The sequence below is a fragment of the Terriglobales bacterium genome, from assembly GCA_035457425.1.
Classification (GTDB): Bacteria; Acidobacteriota; Terriglobia; order Terriglobales; family Acidobacteriaceae; genus JACPNR01.
The window spans coordinates 1-17,046 of the sequence record DATIBR010000044.1 but is presented as its reverse complement, the minus strand read 5'-3'; the positions used below and the strand labels follow the sequence as shown (position 1 = coordinate 17,046).

Genomic DNA, 17,046 nt, shown 5'->3' with positions numbered 1-17,046 from the left:
CGCCAGCCCGTCCCGATGGCCTTCAGCGCCGCCTCTTTCGCCGCAAAGCGGGCGGCGTAGCGCTCGGCCTTGTTCTTCTTCGACTCGCAGTAGCGGATCTCCGCCTCCGTGAACACGCGGCGAAGAAAGCGCTCGCCGTAGCGCGCGATGGCGCGCGCGACGCGGTCCACCTCGGTGATGTCGATGCCGGTGCCGACGATCATCAAATGCGCTCTTGGCTTGTGGCTCTTGGCTATTGGCTCGAGCAGCCCTGGTCGAAGCCAAAGGCCAAGAGACAACAGCGGTGTAACCCACTGACATCAAACGAGCTAAGGTATCACACGGGGTACGGGCCCCAGCCCCAGCCGGGTTGAACCCTGGATTTTCCCTGTGTATACTCTATGGCTGTAACTGATCGAAAGCCGCTGTAAGCAGTAACTGCTCTACCAAGCACCCTGCCTGCATCAAGCCTCCGATCCAGTACAAGCGTTTCAAATCCAACAAGGATGCGTGTATCACAATGGAACAAGGAACTGTGAAGTGGTTCAATGACGCGAAGGGCTACGGCTTTATCACCCGCCAGAGTGGCGAAGATGTTTTCGTCCACTTCTCGGCGATCCAGGCGCAGGGCTTCCGCTCGCTCCAGGAGGGTCAGGCTGTCCAGTTCAACGTTGTCAAGGGACCCAAGGGCTGGCAGGCAGAGAACGTGCAGCCCCTCTAATCTTCTCTTTCGGCGCGGACCGCGCTGAAGAGTGGAACGAGGACACAACGTTTTCAGAGACGGCGGCGTAAGCCGCCGTTTTCATTTCTATTGCCGATTTTCAATTGCCGATTGCCGATTAGGGCCGCCTCTCAACCGGCAATTGGCAATCGGCAATCGGCAATCAGAACAACCCCGGATACACCCACTTCGCGTCCACCATCCTGCCTTCCGCGGTCGCCTTGTGCGGGCGTGCCTTCTTCGCATCGGTGATGTGCAGGACCTCATGCCCGTGCGCGACCAGGTAGTCCGACACCAGCATGCGGTGGCACTGGAAGTACACCGCCTCGGCGCACATGATGGCGGTCGGCCGCTCGGCAGCGAGCGCGACCACGCGCTCCGCCGCCGCCCGGAACCCCGGCGTCAGCATGTAGTCGGCGTAGTTGCGGAACGAGTCGTTGCGCAGGCCCTTGTTGGGAGAGTCCGGCAAGCCTTTGCCGCGGCGCCCGCCCAGGTCCTTCTCCCACACGTACTCCACGCCCGCCTCGGCAAGCCACCGCTGCATGGCCTCGCGGTTGAACTGCGGATGCCGCCGCGACGCCGGGAACGCCCGGATGTCCACCAGCCGCGCGATCCCATGCGCCTTGAGCAGCGCAAGGAAGTCTTCCTGCGAGCGGGTGGAGTGTCCGATGGTGAAAACGGTCGCCATTGCAGATTGCAGATTTTAGATTGTGGAATAGGCCGGAAGGCCGCACCCCGAACGGCCTATTCTGCAATCTGCGATCTTCAATCCGCCTTCGCTTTGCGGTACGGATGCTCAAAGCTCAGATACAGCAGCACGCCGTACTGCCCCGCGCTCGGGCCGGCGCCGATGGGCGCCGCCAGGCCCGGCACGATCTGCAGGCCGTTGCCGAAGTTCCACGACCAGCGCACGCCGGGCGAGATCAGCCAGTCGTGCTCGCGCTCGGTCACGTCGGGCCCGGTCACGACCTCGGTGTTGGCGTAGACCGTCTCCAGCATGAGGTTGAAGCGCGGATGCGCCTCGAAGATCACGCTCGCGCCCAGGTTCGCCGAGCGCGCGGCGGCCTCGTTGCCCGCCGTGTCCTTGGCGGAGGGCAGGACGGTCGCGCCCGCGTTCCAGTGGGTCACGAACCGCTCGCCTAGTTTCACGCTCAGGGGCAGGTTGAACTGGACGCCGGTCGTCCCGGCGCCGCGGCCGAGCTTCCAGTCGCCGGTCGGCAGGACCAGGGAGACGCGCGGCGCGAACGCCACCTTGGTCTCGCCCGAGCCGACCAGCTGATATCGCCAGTTGATGAGGACGTCGCCCACGCCGGTGTCGCTTCCGGCCCCCGCGTTCACCACCGGGATGGTGTAGCTGAACTGGTTCCTCGGCGCGGGGTCGATGGGCCACTCCTGCGTGAACGAGTACACCCACTCCTCGCCCGGCCAGTTGCGCTGCCAGTTCTGGATGTGCTGCACCACGCCGAATTCCTGGTTGTACGCCTCCTCGATGAGGAAGCTGTTGTCCTGGATGGGCGCGTGGTCGAGCTCGCACTTCTTGTCATCCTGGGGACACTGCTGCGCCGCCGCGGTTCCCAGCAGGATGAGTGTTGCGAGCACAATGGTGGCACCGCGAGGCGCCAGGGCCGAAGGCCCGCTCGCCAAGAGCCCAGCGCGGAAGCGCTGGGGGAAGGGTTTCAAGAAGGATCGAGCCCCTTCAGGGGCGACAGGACTCATCCGCACAGCGCCACGAGCGCGGCGCCGATGTAACGCTCGTCTTCCAGGACGGTGCGCAGGTCGAACAGCACGCGCCCTTCCTCCACGCGCGCGATGATCGGCGGCACATTGCCGCGCAGTTGCGCCGCCAGCTCCTCCGCCGAGCGGCGGGCGCAAGTCACGGCCAGCACGTAGGTCTTCAGGTTCGAGCCCGGCGCGGCGCCGCCGCCGATGACCGACTCATCCGGCAGGATCTCCATCCGCAAGCGGACCTCGCCGGTCTTGGGAAGGTTCATTTCGATCGTGGCCTTCAGCTCCTCCGCGCGCCGCCGCACTTCTTCCGCCGTCATGCGCATCATGCGCAGGGCGGGAATCGCGTCGTGGTCCTGCCGCAGGTAGTCGAGGAGCGTGGCCTCGAGCGCGGCGTAGCTCAGCTTGTCGACGCGCAACGCGCGGAACATCGGGTTCGACCGGCACTTCGCGATCAGCTCCGGCCGGCCGCTGAGCACGCCCGCCTGCGGGCCGCCCAGCAGCTTGTCCCCGGAGTACGTCACCACGTCGACGCCCGCGCGCAGCGAGTCCGTCACGCCCGGCTCGTCCGCCACGCCGACTTGCGCCAGGTCGAACAGCGCGCCCGAGCCCAGGTCCTCGAGCACCGGGATGTTCTTCGCCCGGCCCAGCGCGACCAGCTCCTCCAGCGACGGCCGCTCGGTGAAGCCCACGATCTGGAAGTTCGAGCGATGCACGCGCAGCAGCAGCCGCGTCTTCTCGGTGATGGCCTTCTCGTAATCCGTGATGCGCGTGCGGTTGGTCGTGCCGACCTCGCGCATCGCCGCGCCCGACTTCGCCATCACGTCGGGGATGCGGAAGCTCCCGCCGATCTCCACCAGCTCGCCGCGCGAGACCACGACCTCGCCGCCCTCGGCCAGCGAGTTCAGCGCCAGCATCACCGCGGCCGCGTTGTTGTTCACCACGATCGACGCGGTGTCTTCGCCCAGCAGGCGCGCGAACAGGCGCTGCGTGTGGACGTCGCGCTTGCCGCGCTCGCCCGCCTTCAGGTCGAACTCGAGATTGGAATAGCCGGCCGCGACCTGCCGGATGCGCTCGATGGCCGCCGCGCTCAGCGGCGCGCGCCCCAGGTTGGTGTGCAGGATGACGCCGGTCGCGTTGATCACCGGCCGCAGCGAGGGCTGCATCGCCTGCCGCAGTTGCCGCGCCACCGCGTCGGCGATCCCGCCGAGCGCCAGCTCCAGGCCCTTCTCGTCCAGCCGCCCCGCGGTGATCTCGTCGCGCAGGCGCCCCAGCACCGCGCGCGCGGCTTCGGTGACGACCGCGTGGCCTTCGCGCCCGAGCAGCCCGGCCAGTTGCGGCGCGCGCAACAACTCATCCACCGCCGGCAGCCGGCGGAACAGCGCGCTCTTGTCGGCCGTTCGCATCCGGCTAGTTTACCGAAACCCCTGCCGCAGAGGACGCAGGGGACGCAGAGGAGGCAACAGAAAGGGCACGGCTTCAGCCGGGCCGTGACCACACGCTCTCAAATGACAGGAGTCGGCTTCAGCCGACGGCACTCATCCCACCTCCACCAGCCCGTAGCGCCGCTGCCAGTGCGCGCGCAGGTGCTCCATGACCACGCGGGCCTCGTCGCGGCTCACGCCCGGCGAGGCTGACCCCACCAGCGCCGCCGCCTCTTTCTTCGCGGCTTCCAGCAGCGCGCGGTCGCGCACCAGGTTCGCCACGCGGAACGCCGGCATGCCCGCCTGCTTGGTGCCGAAGAACTCGCCCGGGCCGCGCTGCTCCAGGTCTTTTTCCGCGATCTCGAAGCCGTCGCTCGTCCGCACCATGGTCTCGAGCCGCTCCTCGCCCTCGTCCGAGATCTTCCCGCCGGTCATCAGGATGCAGTAGCTCCTGGCCGCGCCGCGCCCGATGCGCCCGCGCAGCTGGTGCAGCTGCGACAGGCCGAAGCGCTCGGCGTGCTCCACCACCATCACGCTGGCGTTCGGCACGTCCACCCCGACCTCGATGACCGTGGTCGAGACCAGCACGTCGATCTCGCCGCGCGCGAAGCGTTTCATCGTCACGTCCTTCAGGTCGGGATCCATCCGGCCGTGCAGCAGCCCGACGCGCAGCTCGGGAAAGACTTTCTTGCGCAGCTCGTCGTACATCTTCTCGGCCGCCTTGAGCCCGGACCCTCTTGCCGCCTCCTGCCCGGGCAGCTTGAGCTGCGTGCGCTTGGAGCCCTTTCTCTTCAAGGGAGCGGCCGGCGACCCGCCGGCCGAGGCTTGCGCCGGCGAGTCGCCGGCGCCTACCTCGTCCGCAGATTGCTCCTCGATCACCGGGTACACCACGAACGCCTGCCTTCCACCCTGCACCTGCTGGCGGACGAAATCCCACACTTCGCCGGCGCGCTCGTCGCCCACGCGCCGCGTGACCACCGGCGTCCGGCCCGGCGGCAGCTCATCGAGGACCGAAACATCCAGGTCGCCGTAGAGCGTGAGCGCCAGCGTCCGCGGGATCGGCGTTGCCGTCATCACCAGCACGTCGGGATCTCTTTCATCCGACTTCTTTTTCATGAGCCGGAAGCGCTGCATCACGCCGAAGCGGTGCTGCTCGTCCACGATGACAAGCCCGAGCTTCGCGAACTCGACCCCTTCCTGGATGAGCGCGTGCGTTCCGATGACGATCTGCGCGTTGCCCTGCTCGATGTGCCGGCGGGCGCGCCGCTTGGTGTCCTGCTCGAGCGAGCCGGTCAGCAGCAGCACGCGGTAGCCGAGCGGCTCCAGGATGCGTCGCGCCGACAAATAATGTTGCGCCGCCAGGATCTCCGTCGGCGCCATGAGCGCGACCTGGTAGCCGTTCTCGACCGCCACCACCGCCGCCTCGAGCGCGACGATGGTCTTGCCGCTGCCCACGTCGCCCTGCAGCAGACGCCGCATCGGCATGTTCGCCTTCATGTCGGCAACGATCTCCGCCAGCACGCGCTTCTGCGCCTCCGTCGGATGGAACGGCAGGATCTTCTTCACCGCCGCGCGTACCGCGTCGGTGATCTGGAACTCGATGCCGGGCTGCTCGCGCATCCGCTTGCGCTTCAGTTCGAGCCCGACCTCGAGGAAGAACAGCTCTTCGAAGACCAGCCGCTTCAGCGCCGGCGTCCGCCGCTTTTCCAGGTCTTCGAACGGCGTGTCCTGCTCCGGCCAGTGCGCTTTCTGGAAGGCTTCGCGGCGCGGAGCCAGCTCCATGCGCTCGCGCACCGCCCGCGGCAGGCCGTCAGGGATCTCCGGCGCCAGGTCGCGCAGCGCTCCATGGATGACCCGGCGGAACCAGCGCGAGGTCAGCTTGCCCGCTCCCGCCGACTCGTAGATCGGCACGATCCTGCCGATCTCCAGCGACTGGCTCGCCAGTTCCTCCGGCAGCACTTCTTCCCCCGCCTCCGCCGGCCCGCTCAGCACCTCCACCTGCGGCTGGATCAGCTTCACTCGCCCCACGCGCTTCGACTGCGACTGCTCCACCTTGCCGTAGAGCGCGAGCACCTGCCCGGGCTTGAAGCGGTCGCGCAGGTACTGCCCGTGGAACCACATCGCGGTGATGGACTGCGTGCCCTGGCCCACGACCAGGTTGAAGATCCACATGCCGCTCTTGGTGCGGAACATCCCGGCCGAGCGCACCTCGCCGATGACGGTGGCCATCTCGCCCGCCCGCAGCTCGTCGATGGCGCGCGGGTTCTGGCGGTCCTCGTAGCGGAAGGGCAGGTAGTAGAGCAGGTCCTCGACCGTCGCGACGCCCTTCTCGGCCAGCACCGCGGCCACCCGCGGTCCGATGCCCTTCACGTACTGCACGGAAGTGGAGAGTTCGAGCAAGCAGCCCAGTGTAGGGCTGGAAACCGAAACGAGAAACTGGAAACCGGTGTTAGAATCCTGCGGCCATAGGACATCGGGGCACCTCCCCCAGCGCCGCCCCGCGCCATTCGCCATGCAAAAAGTCGCCATCCTTTACGACGCGAGCCAGGCCGTTCTCTCGACCTTCGAGCTGGACGCAGTCCTGCAGCAGATCCTCGCGACGGCGCGCGACTTTTTTCATCTGCAGAGCGCGGCCATCCTGCTGGTCGACGACCAGCAGCGCCTCTACGTCCGCTCGCATTTCGGCGCGGCACGCTTGCAGGGGGAAGAGGAGCGCCTGCCGCTCACGCAGGGCATCACCGGCGCCGCCGCACAGAAGAAGCGCCCCATCTACGTCCGCGACGTCACCAAGGACCCGCGCTACATCCCGTTCCTCGAGTCCACCCGGTCGGAACTGGCCATCCCGCTGATGGTGCGCGACGAAGTCGTCGGCGTGCTCGACTGCCTCAGCGACCAGCGCGACTTCTTCGACGGCGAGACCATCGACCTGCTCACGCTGTTCTCCACCCAGGCTTCCATCGCGCTCGAGAACGCGCGCCTCTACTCGCTCGAGCAGATGCGCCGCTCGCAGCTCGAGGCCATCAACGCCATCGCCCGCCAGACCACCGGCGTGCTCGACCGCGACGACCTGCTCCACACCACCTGCACCCTGCTGCTCCAGTTCTTCCCGGTGGACCACGTCGCGCTCGCGCTGCTCGAAGACAACAAGCTCGTCGTGCGCGCGCACGCCGGCAACCTCACGCCCACCTTCGAGGCGGAAGGCCCGCTCGGCATCGAGCACGGCATCAGCGGACGCGCGCTCGAAAGCGGCAAGCCCATCGTGCTCAACGACGTCTCCACCGATCCCGCCTACATCGCCGGCTTCGCCGAGACAAAGAGCGAGGTCTGCCTGCCGCTCATCAGTTTCGGCAACAAGATCGGCGTCATGACGCTGGAGTGCGCCCGCACCGGCGCCTTCCAGGAAGCCGACATGCAAGCGCTCGAGTCGGTCGGCGACATCGTCGCCACCGCCCTCGCCAACTCCATCTACGTCGAGACGGTGAAGGCGCAGGCCCACGTCGACGGCCTCACCGGCGTCTATAATCGCCGCTTCTTCGAGAAGCAGATCGCCAACGAGCTCGACCGCGCTACCCGCTACGAGAAGGCGCTCTCGGTCATCATGCTCGACATCGACCACTTCAAGAAGCTCAACGACGAGTTCGGCCACCTGCTCGGCGACGAGGTCCTCAAGCAGGTCTCCAACATCTTCCGCAGCCAGCTCCGCCGCCTCGACTTCATCTGCCGTTACGGCGGCGAGGAGTTCGCCATCATCCTGCCCGAGACCGGCGGCGACGACGCTCTCGGCGTCGCCGACAAGGTGCGCCGCATGGTCGAGGCGCACTCCTTCCCCGGCGTGCCGCGCCCGGTCACCATCTCGCTCGGGGTGGCCGAGTGCCCCACCCACGGCGCGACCCGCGACACGCTCGTCAAGTCCGCCGACCAGGCGCTCTACGCTTCCAAGCTGTCCGGCCGCAACCGCGTCACCTTCGCTACCGCCGCCCAGACCGCCAAAGCGTAGCCCGCTGGTAGAATCGCCCTTCCCTTATGAATGCCGTCGAACTTCGCGACGTCCGCAAGACCTACGACCAGTTCGTCGCGGTCGACAACCTCTCCTTCGACATCCCAGCCGGCAAGATCTTCGGCCTGCTCGGGCCCAACGGCGCGGGCAAGACCTCGACCATCCGCATGATGCTCGGCATCACCATCCCCGACAGCGGGCAGGTCACGATGTTCGGCGAGAAGTTCCACCGCGAGCTGCTGCACCGCGTGGGCTACCTGCCGGAAGAGCGCGGGCTCTACCGCAAGATGAAGGTGGGCGAGCACCTGGTGTTCCTGGGCGAGCTGGGCGGGCTCTCCGCCGCCGAAGCGGGCAAGCGCGCGCGCGCGTGGGCGGAGCGCATGGAGATCTCCACCTGGCTCGACAAGAAGGTGGAAGAGCTCTCCAAGGGCATGCAGCAGAAGATCCAGTTCATCGCCACCATCCTGCACGACCCCGACTTCATCGTGATGGACGAGCCCTTCTCGGGGCTCGATCCGGTGAACACCGCGCTGCTCAAGGACGTGCTGCTCGAGCTCAAGCAGAAGGGCAAGACGGTGCTGTTCTCCACGCACCGCATGGACACGGTCGAGCGGCTGTGCGATTCCATCTGCCTGGTCAATCGCGGTCGGGTCGTGCTCGACGGCGACCTGAAGCAGATCAAGGCGCGCTACGGCCGCAACAACATCCAGGTGCAGTACGAAGGCGACGGCGCCTTCCTCAAGGATCCGGCGCTGGTGAAGACGGCCAACGACTACGGCAACTACGTCGAGGTGCAGCTCGCGCCCGGCGCGGACGCGCAGGAGCTGCTGCGGCGGCTGACGGCGCGCGCCCGCGTCTCCAAGTTCGAGCTGGTGGAGCCCTCACTGGAAGAGATCTTCATCGACGTGGTGGGGAAGGACGGCACGGAATGAACCTGCGCAAGGTCTGGACCATCATGAAGCGCGAGTACCTGGAGCGCGTCCGCACCAAGGCGTTCCTGATCACCACGCTGCTGGTGCCGGTGCTGATGTTCGGCCTGACGGTGGCGCCCTCGATGCTGGCGATGAAGCAGGGCGGCTCCGCGAAAAAGCTCGCCATCGTCGCGAGCGACCGCGCCTTCGGCGAGATGGTGGTGCGCTCGATGGAACGCGCGGCGAAGAGTCTGCCCGGCGCGAGCTACCAGACGGAGGTCGTCTCGCCCGGCACGCCCGACCAGCTCAAGGAGCTGGAAAAGCGCGTCGCGCCCGGCGACCTGAACGCCTACCTGGTGGTCACCGACGAAGCGATCCAGGACCGCAAGCTCGCCTACGTGGGGCGCAACAGCGCCGACCTGATCGAGACGCAGGTGCTGAGCGGCGCGGTCTACCGCGCCTACATCGAGCGCATCGCCACGCAGCACGGCATCACGGGCGACGACCTCGACAAGCTGCTCTCCACGCGCTTCGAGCTCGAGGGCGTGCTGGCGGGCAAGGGAACGAAGACCAGCGGGCGCGCCACGCTGTTCGGCGCGCTGCTGCTCATGATGATGTTGTACATGAGCATCATCCTGCACGGGATCGCGGTGATGCGCTCGGTGCTGGAAGAGAAGACCTCGCGCATCGTGGAGGTGCTGCTCGCCGCCGTCACGCCGAAAGAGCTGATGACGGGCAAGATCCTGGGCGTGAGCGCCGTCGGGCTGACGCAGCTCGCCATCTGGTACGGGACGGGCGCGCTGGTGGTGGCGTTCGGCATCGCGCAGGCCAAGATGATGACCAACGCGCCGGTCGAGATCTCGATGCGCGGCGTCGCCTACTTCCCGCTGTTCTTCGTGCTGGGCTACTTCCTGTACTCGACGTTATGGGCGGCGCTCGGGGCGATGGTGAACTCCGAGCAGGAAGCGCAGCAGATGCAGTTCTTCGTGATGATGCCGCTGTTCCTGTCCACCATCCTGATGGTGCCGGCGATCATCAACCCGAACTCGCCGCTGGTGGTGGCGGCGTCGCTATTCCCGTTCTGCACGCCGCTGCTGATGTACATCCGGCTGGCGGTCTCGGCGGTGCCGGCGTGGCAGGTCGCCGCCGGCATCGCCGGCATGGTGGTGGCCATCTGGCTGGTGCTGGTGGTGGCCTCGCGCATCTACCGCGTCGGCATCCTGATGTACGGCAAGAAGCCCACCCTGCCCGAGTTGATCAAGTGGTTCCGGTACGCGTAGCGGAAGATTTATAGCTACGCTACCCCTCCCCCGGGGGGTCGAAGGGCAATTCCCAATCGAATCAAGCGATCACCGGTAGGGTAACCCTACCGCGAGTATCGAGTACCGAGGGGCCGAGTACCGAGTGGGAGCGCCACGTCTGGACCCACCCCCTCCCCCGGGGGTGGGAAGGCATTTTCCTTTGAAATCAATGGACTAGGGGTGGGGTAACCCCACGGCGTGGGATTGGGTCGCCGGGGAAGATTGGGAAAGAGCGAGAAGCTGCCAGCGATGAGAAGGCGAATACAAGAGTATCTGGTGGATAACAAGATGTCAAGTGGATTATCAGAATCAGTCCCACTCTGCGCGCGAAAAACGCGCGCCCACCGTGGCGGGGATGGGGCACATTCAGGATTCTTACCGTCTCTATGATCCCGTCCGGCAGGAAAGGGCGTTCTTCACGATCGGTCGCGGGCGCGGGTTACGGTTCGGTGCGGGTGGCGCCGAGCTCGGCGAGGATGTCTTCTTTCACGCGCGTGGGCCCGTCGTAGACGGCATGGATGAGCCGCGTGCGGTAGCGCCGCGTCCGCATCACGGCCTGGGCGACGTCGAACTGGTGGAACCACATCACCAGCTCCCACTTGTCGCCGTTCAGGCTCCACAGCTCATATTGGTCCCACTGGGGCATAGAGAATCTTTGATTCTACTTGTTGACTGGTTCAGTTGTTGACTGGCTCATTGGAAACCCGATGGACCAGTGAAGCAGCCAACCAGTGAACAATGAAAAGGCCGGCGGAGCCGCCGGCCTGCTGCCCTCGAGGGCGAGCCCTGCGTCGTCTCAGCTACTTGGGCGCGAGCTCCTTCTTCACCGCGTCGCTCACGGCCTTGCCGTCGACGCGCGCGCCGGCGAACTTCGCCATCACGTTCTTCATCACCGTGCCCATGTCCTTGATCGCCGGCGCCGTGCCGCCGGCGGCCATTTCCGCGATGGTTTCCTTCACTTTGGCGACGATCTCGTCCTGGCCGACCGCCTGGGGGAGGTAGGCTTCGATGATCTTGATCTCGGCGGCTTCCTTGTCGGCCAGCTCCTGGCGGCCGCCCCTGGTGAACTGCTCGATGGAGTCCTTGCGCTGCTTGATGAGGGTGGCGAGCACCTGCATGGTCTCGTGGTCGTCGAGCGGGGCGCGCTTGTCGACCTCCTTGTTCTTGAGCGCGGCCTTCATCATGCGCAGCGTGCTCAAGCGCTGCTCGTCCCGCGCCTTCATGGCGGCGGTCATGTCGTGCGTGATCTTCTCGCTGATGGCCATCCGGCAATCGTAAATGGGCGCTGGGGCAGCGGCAAGGAGGCCGTTCTAAGGTGTATACCTTCATTGCCTTAGGTGGCGGTGCGGGGTATCATCCCCAGCGTCCCAGGAAGAGTCTCGTCCTTTTTCATGCCGTCGCATCCCATCGTCGTCGTGATCGCGGTCGTCGCGGTGCTGGCCGTGATCGGCCTCGTGGTCAGCCTGGTGCGGGGCCGCAGCACTTTCAGCGGCTACGAAGAGATCGCGGAAGACTGCCGGCAGATCGCCAAGACGTTCAGCAAGTCGGAGATCTTCCGGGACGGCAACGACCTGGTGGTGAGCGGGAACTTCGGCAAGCTGCCGACCATCGTGCGCTTCTCGTACGACGAGAACACGCCGGCGCTGAACGTGCACATGAAGGCGCCGTCGACCTTCAACATGTCGGTGGTGCCGAAGGGGTCGCGCGCGACCGAGGGCCGGGTGCTGGTGCGCACCCCCGACGACATGTTCGACGCGCGCTTCACCACGCGCTCCGACAACCCCACGCAGGCCAAGATGTTCACCAGCGGCCGCACCGTGATGCAGGCGCTGCAGAAGGTGTGCTGCTCGTCGAAGACGTTCTTCACGGTGACGCACGGGGCCATCGAGCTGAGCGAGCTCACCATGCCGCAGCCCTACATGGGCCGCCACGTCAACGACCACATCGGAATGATGGGGAAGCTCGCCAAGCAGCTCGCGGACATGCCGGGCTCCGAGAGCGTGAAGATCCAGGCGATGCAGCGGGAGCGCTCGAGCTGGCCGGTGAAGGTGGCCGTGGCCGTGGGCGTGCTCGTCGCCGTGATCACCGTGGTGGCCGCGACGCGCGAGTACGGCAAGCCCACGCACGAGGACATCGGGCAGAACATCGACGTGCCGACCGGCATGACCGCCAGCGACGCGCAGCTCATCGTCCACCTGCAGGGCTGGCGCGCGGCCAAGGAAGAGGACTTCGCCGGCGTGATGCGCGGCTGGCTGCGCGACAACGACCAGGCCCCCACCGGCCGCCTGGTCGGCGACTTCACCGGCCAGGGCGCCAGCGAATCCGCGTACCTGCTCATCAACGAGGAGACCGGCAAGCGCCGCGTGGTGGTGGTCGGGCACGGCGCCATCCGCTACGACGCGATCTTCGAGAAGGTCGCCGGCATCGGACGCGTCTCGAAGGATTCCATCGAGCGCGCGGAGTGGGAGCTGAAGCCGCAGGGCAAGCCCGACGGCGAAGGCCTGATGGTCGTCTTCAGCGGCGACAAGCCCGAGGACGCGCTCGTCGTCTTCCTCGAAGGCCAGAAGCTGCTTGCCGGCAAGCCGACCGACTTCCAGCGCCTGCGGCTGAACTAGCCATGCTCCGCAAGCCGCGGCTGTTCACTCCCGGACCGACGCCGCTGCTGCCGGAAGCCGCGCGCGCGATGTCGGCGGCCGACGTCCACCACCGCACCGCCGATTTCCGCGCGCTGTTCGCCAAGACCCTGATCGACCTGCAGACCTTCCTCGGCACGAAGCACGATGTGCTGGTGCTGGCCGCCTCCGGCACCGGCGCCATGGAAGCTTCGGTCACCAACTTCCATTCGCCCGGCGACAAGGTCCTCGTCCTGACCGCCGGGAAATTCGGCGAGCGGTGGATGGACCTCGCCAAGGCCTTCGGGCTGGAGCGCGAGATCGTGCCCGCCGAGTACGGCGCCACCTTCGACCTCGACCAGGTGAAGCGGTATCTCAAGCCCGACGTCCGTGCCGTCTATGTGCAGGCGACGGAAAGCTCCACCGGGGTGCGGCACGACGTGCGCGCCATCGCGGAGCTGGTGCGCATGCACTCCGACGCGCTGCTGGTGGTGGACGCCATCACCGGCCTCGGCACCACCACGCTCGACCCCGACGGGTGGGGCATCGACGTCCTGATCGGCGGCTCGCAAAAAGCGCTCATGATCCCGCCCGGGCTCGCGTACCTCTCGGTGAGCGAGCGCGCGTGGAAGCGCGCGGAGACGGCGAAGTGCCCGCGCTTCTACTTCGACCTGGCGAAGGAGCGGAAGGCGGCCGCGAAGGGCGAGTCGGCGTTCACGCCCGCGACCGCGCTCATCGCCGCGCTGGCCGCCGCGCTCGACTACCTGCGGATGGCCGGCAACGGCGACCTGGTCGTGGGCCGCGCGGCGCTGATCCACAACGCCGAGACCGCCGCCGTCATGACGCGCGCCGCGGTTGAAGCGCTCGGCCTGCACCTGTTCGCCAAGCAGTCGCCCGCCTCCGCGCTGACCGCCATCGCGCCGCCGGAAGGGGTCGATTCCGGCGCCATCGTCAAGGCCTTCCGCGAGGACTTTGGCGCGGTCGTCGCCAACGGGCAGGGCGACATGAAGGGCAAGATGTTCCGCATCGCCCACCTCGGCTTCTACGACTACCTCGACACCATCGCGATCGTCGCGGCGCTCGAGCACGTGCTCGCCAAGGTGCTCGCGCCCAAGCACGTGGAGTTCGGCCGCGGCGTGCGCGCCGCCCAGGTGGAGTACGCCAAGGCGACCGCCCCCAACCACCGCAGCGCCATCCCCACCCGCTAGAACCTTCTTCAACGCCGAGACGCCGAGGACGCGGAGGAGTTCCGGTTCACGTCTTCGCGGCGTACTCCGCGCCTCGGCGGTGAAGAACCCCATTGCACCAAAAACGGGCATTGCTACTGGAAACCGGAAACCTGAAACTGGAAACTTCCTTCCATGAAGATCGTCGTCGCCGAGAAGATCGCGCCCGCCGCGCTCGCCGCGTTGAAAGAAGAGGCGAAGTGGACCGTGGTGGGCCCCGAGAACATCAACGGCAACCTGGCGGCGGAGCTGGAGTCCGCCGACGCGCTGATCGTGCGCTCGGCGGTGTTCGTCGACGGCAAGACGCTGGAGAGCGCGAAGAAGCTGCGCGTGATCGGGCGAGCGGGCGTGGGGGTGGACAACATCGACGTCGAGGCCGCGACCAAGCGCGGCATCGCGGTGATGAACACCCCCGGCGCGAACGCGGTCGCGGTCGCCGAGCACACCTTCGCGCTGATGCTCGCGCTGGCGCGGCACCTCGCCAAGGCGGACGCCAGCACGCGCGCCGGCAAGTGGGAGAAGAAAGCGCTGCAGGGCACCGAGCTGCGCGGCAAGACGCTCGGCATCGTCGGGCTGGGGCGCATCGGCGTGGAAGTGGCGAAGCGCGCGAAGGCCTTCGGCATGAAGGTGGTCGCGCACGACCCGTTCGTCTCGACGGTGCTAGTGCGCGAGCTCGGCATCACGCTGGCCGCGCTCGATGAGATCTACCGCGACGCCGACTACCTCTCGCTGCACGTCGGGCTGACGCCGCAGACGCAGGGCATGATCCACGCGCAGACGCTGGCGAAGATGAAGAAAGGCGCGCGCCTGGTGAACTGCGCGCGCGGCGAGCTCATCGACGAAGCCGCGCTCGCCGCCGCGCTGAAGTCCGGGCACATCGCCGGCGCCGCGCTCGACGTCTTCACCGAGGAGCCGCCGAAAGCGAGCGCGCTGCTGGCGCTCGACAACGTGCTCGCCACGCCGCACATCGCGGGGTCGACGAAAGAGGCGCAGGACGCCGTCGGCGTGCAGATCGCCATGCAGGTGCGCGAGTACCTGAAGCGCGGCGTCATCCAGAACGCGGTCAACGTGCCGTCGCTCAGTCACGAGGAATACGTCGAGATGCAGCCCTACATCTCCCTGGCGGAACGCCTGGGCGCGTTCCTCGCCAACGTGACCGCGGGCAACGTGGAAGCGGTCTCGGTGCGCTACTCCGGACGCATCGCGGAGTGGAAGACCGAGCTGCTGCGCAACGCCGCCGTCAAGGGCATCCTCAACCAGATGCTCGCGGAGAAGGCGAACCTGGTGAACGCGGCGTCGATCGCGGCGGAGCGCGGGGTCGAGGTCACGGAGATCAAGAAGCCCCGGACCTCCACCGGCGGCGCCGGCAGCGTGCTGTCGCTCCTGATCAAGACGAACGCGGAGGAGCACCTTGCCAAGGGCGCGGTGTTGCACGGCAAGTCGCCGCGGCTGCTCGCCGTCGACGACATCGACATCGAAGCGCCGCTGGAGCGCGACCTCATCTACATGCGCAACCAGGACGTGCCAGGCGTCATCGGCAAGGTGGGCACCATCCTTGGCCGCCACGCCATCAACATCGCCAATTTCTCCCTGGGGCGGCGGGAGAAGAACGGCAAGCCGGCCGAGGCCATCGCCGTGGTGCACGTGGACTCGAAGCCCACGGAGGCGGTGCTCGAGGAGCTGCGCGGGATCGAAGCGGTCAAGCTGGTGAAGGCGATGCGGCTGTAGTCTTCAGACTTCAGACTTCAGACTTCAGCCAAAACCGGGTGGCGCTGATGTCTGAGTCTGACGTCTGAAAACTTATTCGTCGTCATCCGCGACCCGCTTGATCTTGCGCGACTCCGAGAGCAGCTGCATGGAGTGCATCATGCCTTGGAGGGTGACGATGCCGATGAGGCGGCCGGCTTCGACCACGGGCAGCAGGGTGAGCTCCTGCGCGGTGAACTTCTTGAGGGCGGAGGCGAGGGTCTCGCCGCGCTGCGCGATGTCGAAGGCGCGGTTCATCACCGACTGGACGTAGGCGTTGCCTTCGTCGCGCAGGGCCGTCAGCAGCTTCTGCCGCGAGACCACGCCCACCATGTCCGAGCCGCGGATGACAGGGAAGTCGTCCTGCAGCGAGTGCACCGCCTTGGAGAGCGCGTCTTCCAGCGTGTCGGCGGGCGAGAGCGTGCGGAAGTCGGTGAGCATCACCTCTTCCAGCCGCACCTGCTCGAGCACCGTCTGGAAGACGATGGCGCGCTCTTCGAGCTGCGTGGCGAAGAACAGGAAGATGCCGACCAGCATCAGCCCGGCGCCGTAGAACGCGCCCAGCACCATGAAGGCGGTGGCGAACGCCTGGCCCACCATCACGGCGCGGCGCGTCGCGGCGAGGTAGTCGGAGTCGCGCGCCAGCATGGCGCGCAGGATGCGGCCGCCGTCCATGGGATACGCGGGCAGCAGGTTGAAGAGCCCCATCAGGAGATTCGCCCACACCAGCGCGCGCGGCAGATTCGAGGCGTTGACGAGCGGCTGCTGCCACAGCCAGACCCGCGCCTCGGGATAGATGGCCAGCACCGCGAACGCTCCGACCGCGGCGAGAAAGAAGTTCACCAGCGGGCCGGCGGCGGCCACGCGCATCTCGGTGGCGGGCTCCGGCGGACCGGTCTGCGAGGTGTCCATCATGGTGACGCCGCCGATGGGGAGCAGCGTGATGCCGCGGACCGGCAGCCCGGCGTGCAGCGCCACCAGCGCGTGCCCGAGCTCGTGCAGCAGCACCGAGCCGAAGACGATCCCGAGCAGCGCGAAGGCGCGGCCCGGCGCGACCGGGTTCTCCGGCGTCGGCACCAGCACGAAGAGCAGCAGCAGCAGGAAGGTCCAGTGCAGGCGCAGGTCGACGCCGAACACTTTCCCCAGCGGGATGGACCAGGTCCGCATCTTCTCTCGCCCAGATTCTATATTCTTAGACGCTGGGCCGTCGGTCGTCGGCCCTCGGTCCTCGGCCGCAACGTTTCTGGCCGGCGACCGACGACCGGAGGCCGACGACGCCTCTCATGCGAGTGATCGCCGGCAAATACCGCAGCCGCCCGCTCCAGATGCCCAGGGGAGACGTCCGGCCGACGACCGACATGCTGCGGGAGACGCTGTTCAACGTGCTCGCCGCGGCCGTCGCGC

Annotated in this window: 15 protein-coding genes; 7 read left to right on the top strand and 8 right to left on the bottom strand. The window is 67.0% G+C overall.

Annotated elements, in window-relative coordinates:
- The coding region (acpS, locus tag VLA96_03345) for a holo-ACP synthase (protein ID HSE48224.1) at positions 1 to 203 on the bottom strand (203 nt) is incomplete at its 3' end.
- Between the two features lie 296 nt (positions 204 to 499).
- Between acpS and VLA96_03340 the strand changes: the two genes are divergently transcribed.
- Positions 500 to 700 carry a cold shock domain-containing protein gene (locus VLA96_03340; protein HSE48223.1) on the top strand — a complete coding sequence of 67 codons (201 nt, stop codon included), beginning with the start codon at positions 500 to 502 and terminating at the stop codon, positions 698 to 700.
- A 163-nt stretch (positions 701 to 863) separates the two neighbouring features.
- On the opposite strand, the gene VLA96_03335 is transcribed toward VLA96_03340, so the two are convergent.
- From VLA96_03335 to recG, 4 genes are all read right to left on the bottom strand, one after another.
- On the bottom strand, positions 864 to 1,388 hold the full coding sequence (locus VLA96_03335; GenBank protein HSE48222.1) for a DUF488 domain-containing protein: 525 nt from the start codon (positions 1,386 to 1,388) through the stop codon (positions 864 to 866).
- A gap of 77 nt (positions 1,389 to 1,465) precedes the next feature.
- A complete protein-coding gene (locus VLA96_03330; GenBank protein ID HSE48221.1) occupies positions 1,466 to 2,299 on the bottom strand; it encodes a transporter in 834 nt (277 codons plus the stop codon).
- A 113-nt stretch (positions 2,300 to 2,412) separates the two neighbouring features.
- Complete coding sequence (selA, locus tag VLA96_03325) at positions 2,413 to 3,831, bottom strand: L-seryl-tRNA(Sec) selenium transferase (GenBank protein HSE48220.1); 1,419 nt, start codon at positions 3,829 to 3,831, stop codon at positions 2,413 to 2,415.
- Between the two features lie 132 nt (positions 3,832 to 3,963).
- Entirely contained in the window at positions 3,964 to 6,249 is a 2,286-nt protein-coding gene (gene recG / locus VLA96_03320; GenBank protein HSE48219.1) for an ATP-dependent DNA helicase RecG, read from the bottom strand.
- Between the two features lie 112 nt (positions 6,250 to 6,361).
- Between recG and VLA96_03315 the strand changes: the two genes are divergently transcribed.
- The 3 genes from VLA96_03315 to VLA96_03305 are packed head-to-tail and all read left to right on the top strand — an operon-like array spanning position 6,362 to position 10,037.
- A complete protein-coding gene (locus tag VLA96_03315) occupies positions 6,362 to 7,846 on the top strand; it encodes a sensor domain-containing diguanylate cyclase (protein ID HSE48218.1) in 1,485 nt (494 codons plus the stop codon).
- Positions 7,847 to 7,872: 26 nt separating this feature from the next.
- A complete protein-coding gene (locus VLA96_03310; GenBank protein HSE48217.1) occupies positions 7,873 to 8,778 on the top strand; it encodes an ATP-binding cassette domain-containing protein in 906 nt (301 codons plus the stop codon).
- Positions 8,775 to 10,037, top strand: a complete 1,263-nt coding sequence (locus tag VLA96_03305; GenBank protein ID HSE48216.1) for an ABC transporter permease — start codon at positions 8,775 to 8,777, stop codon at positions 10,035 to 10,037. The genes VLA96_03310 and VLA96_03305 overlap by 4 nt, the downstream gene beginning before the upstream one ends.
- 460 nt (positions 10,038 to 10,497) lie before the next feature.
- On the opposite strand, the gene VLA96_03300 is transcribed toward VLA96_03305, so the two are convergent.
- Positions 10,498 to 10,704 (bottom strand): hypothetical protein, encoded by a 207-nt coding sequence (locus VLA96_03300; protein ID HSE48215.1) that lies wholly within the window; start codon positions 10,702 to 10,704, stop codon positions 10,498 to 10,500.
- A gap of 154 nt (positions 10,705 to 10,858) precedes the next feature.
- Positions 10,859 to 11,323 carry a GatB/YqeY domain-containing protein gene (locus VLA96_03295; protein HSE48214.1) on the bottom strand — a complete coding sequence of 155 codons (465 nt, stop codon included), beginning with the start codon at positions 11,321 to 11,323 and terminating at the stop codon, positions 10,859 to 10,861.
- Between the two features lie 126 nt (positions 11,324 to 11,449).
- Here VLA96_03295 and VLA96_03290 point away from each other — a divergent pair, with 126 nt between their 5' ends.
- The 3 genes from VLA96_03290 to serA all read left to right on the top strand — a co-directional run bounded on the left by VLA96_03290 (position 11,450) and on the right by serA (position 15,624).
- Positions 11,450 to 12,673 (top strand): hypothetical protein, encoded by a 1,224-nt coding sequence (locus VLA96_03290; protein HSE48213.1) that lies wholly within the window; start codon positions 11,450 to 11,452, stop codon positions 12,671 to 12,673.
- Positions 12,674 to 12,675: 2 nt separating this feature from the next.
- Positions 12,676 to 13,878: an alanine--glyoxylate aminotransferase family protein gene (locus VLA96_03285; GenBank protein ID HSE48212.1), complete on the top strand. Its 1,203-nt coding sequence runs from the start codon at positions 12,676 to 12,678 to the stop codon at positions 13,876 to 13,878.
- A gap of 153 nt (positions 13,879 to 14,031) precedes the next feature.
- Positions 14,032 to 15,624 carry a phosphoglycerate dehydrogenase gene (serA, locus tag VLA96_03280; GenBank protein ID HSE48211.1) on the top strand — a complete coding sequence of 531 codons (1,593 nt, stop codon included), beginning with the start codon at positions 14,032 to 14,034 and terminating at the stop codon, positions 15,622 to 15,624.
- A gap of 72 nt (positions 15,625 to 15,696) precedes the next feature.
- Here the strand turns inward: serA and VLA96_03275 are convergent, their stop codons facing one another.
- Complete coding sequence (locus VLA96_03275) at positions 15,697 to 16,809, bottom strand: site-2 protease family protein (protein HSE48210.1); 1,113 nt, start codon at positions 16,807 to 16,809, stop codon at positions 15,697 to 15,699.
- Positions 16,810 to 17,046: the final 237 nt, after the last annotated feature.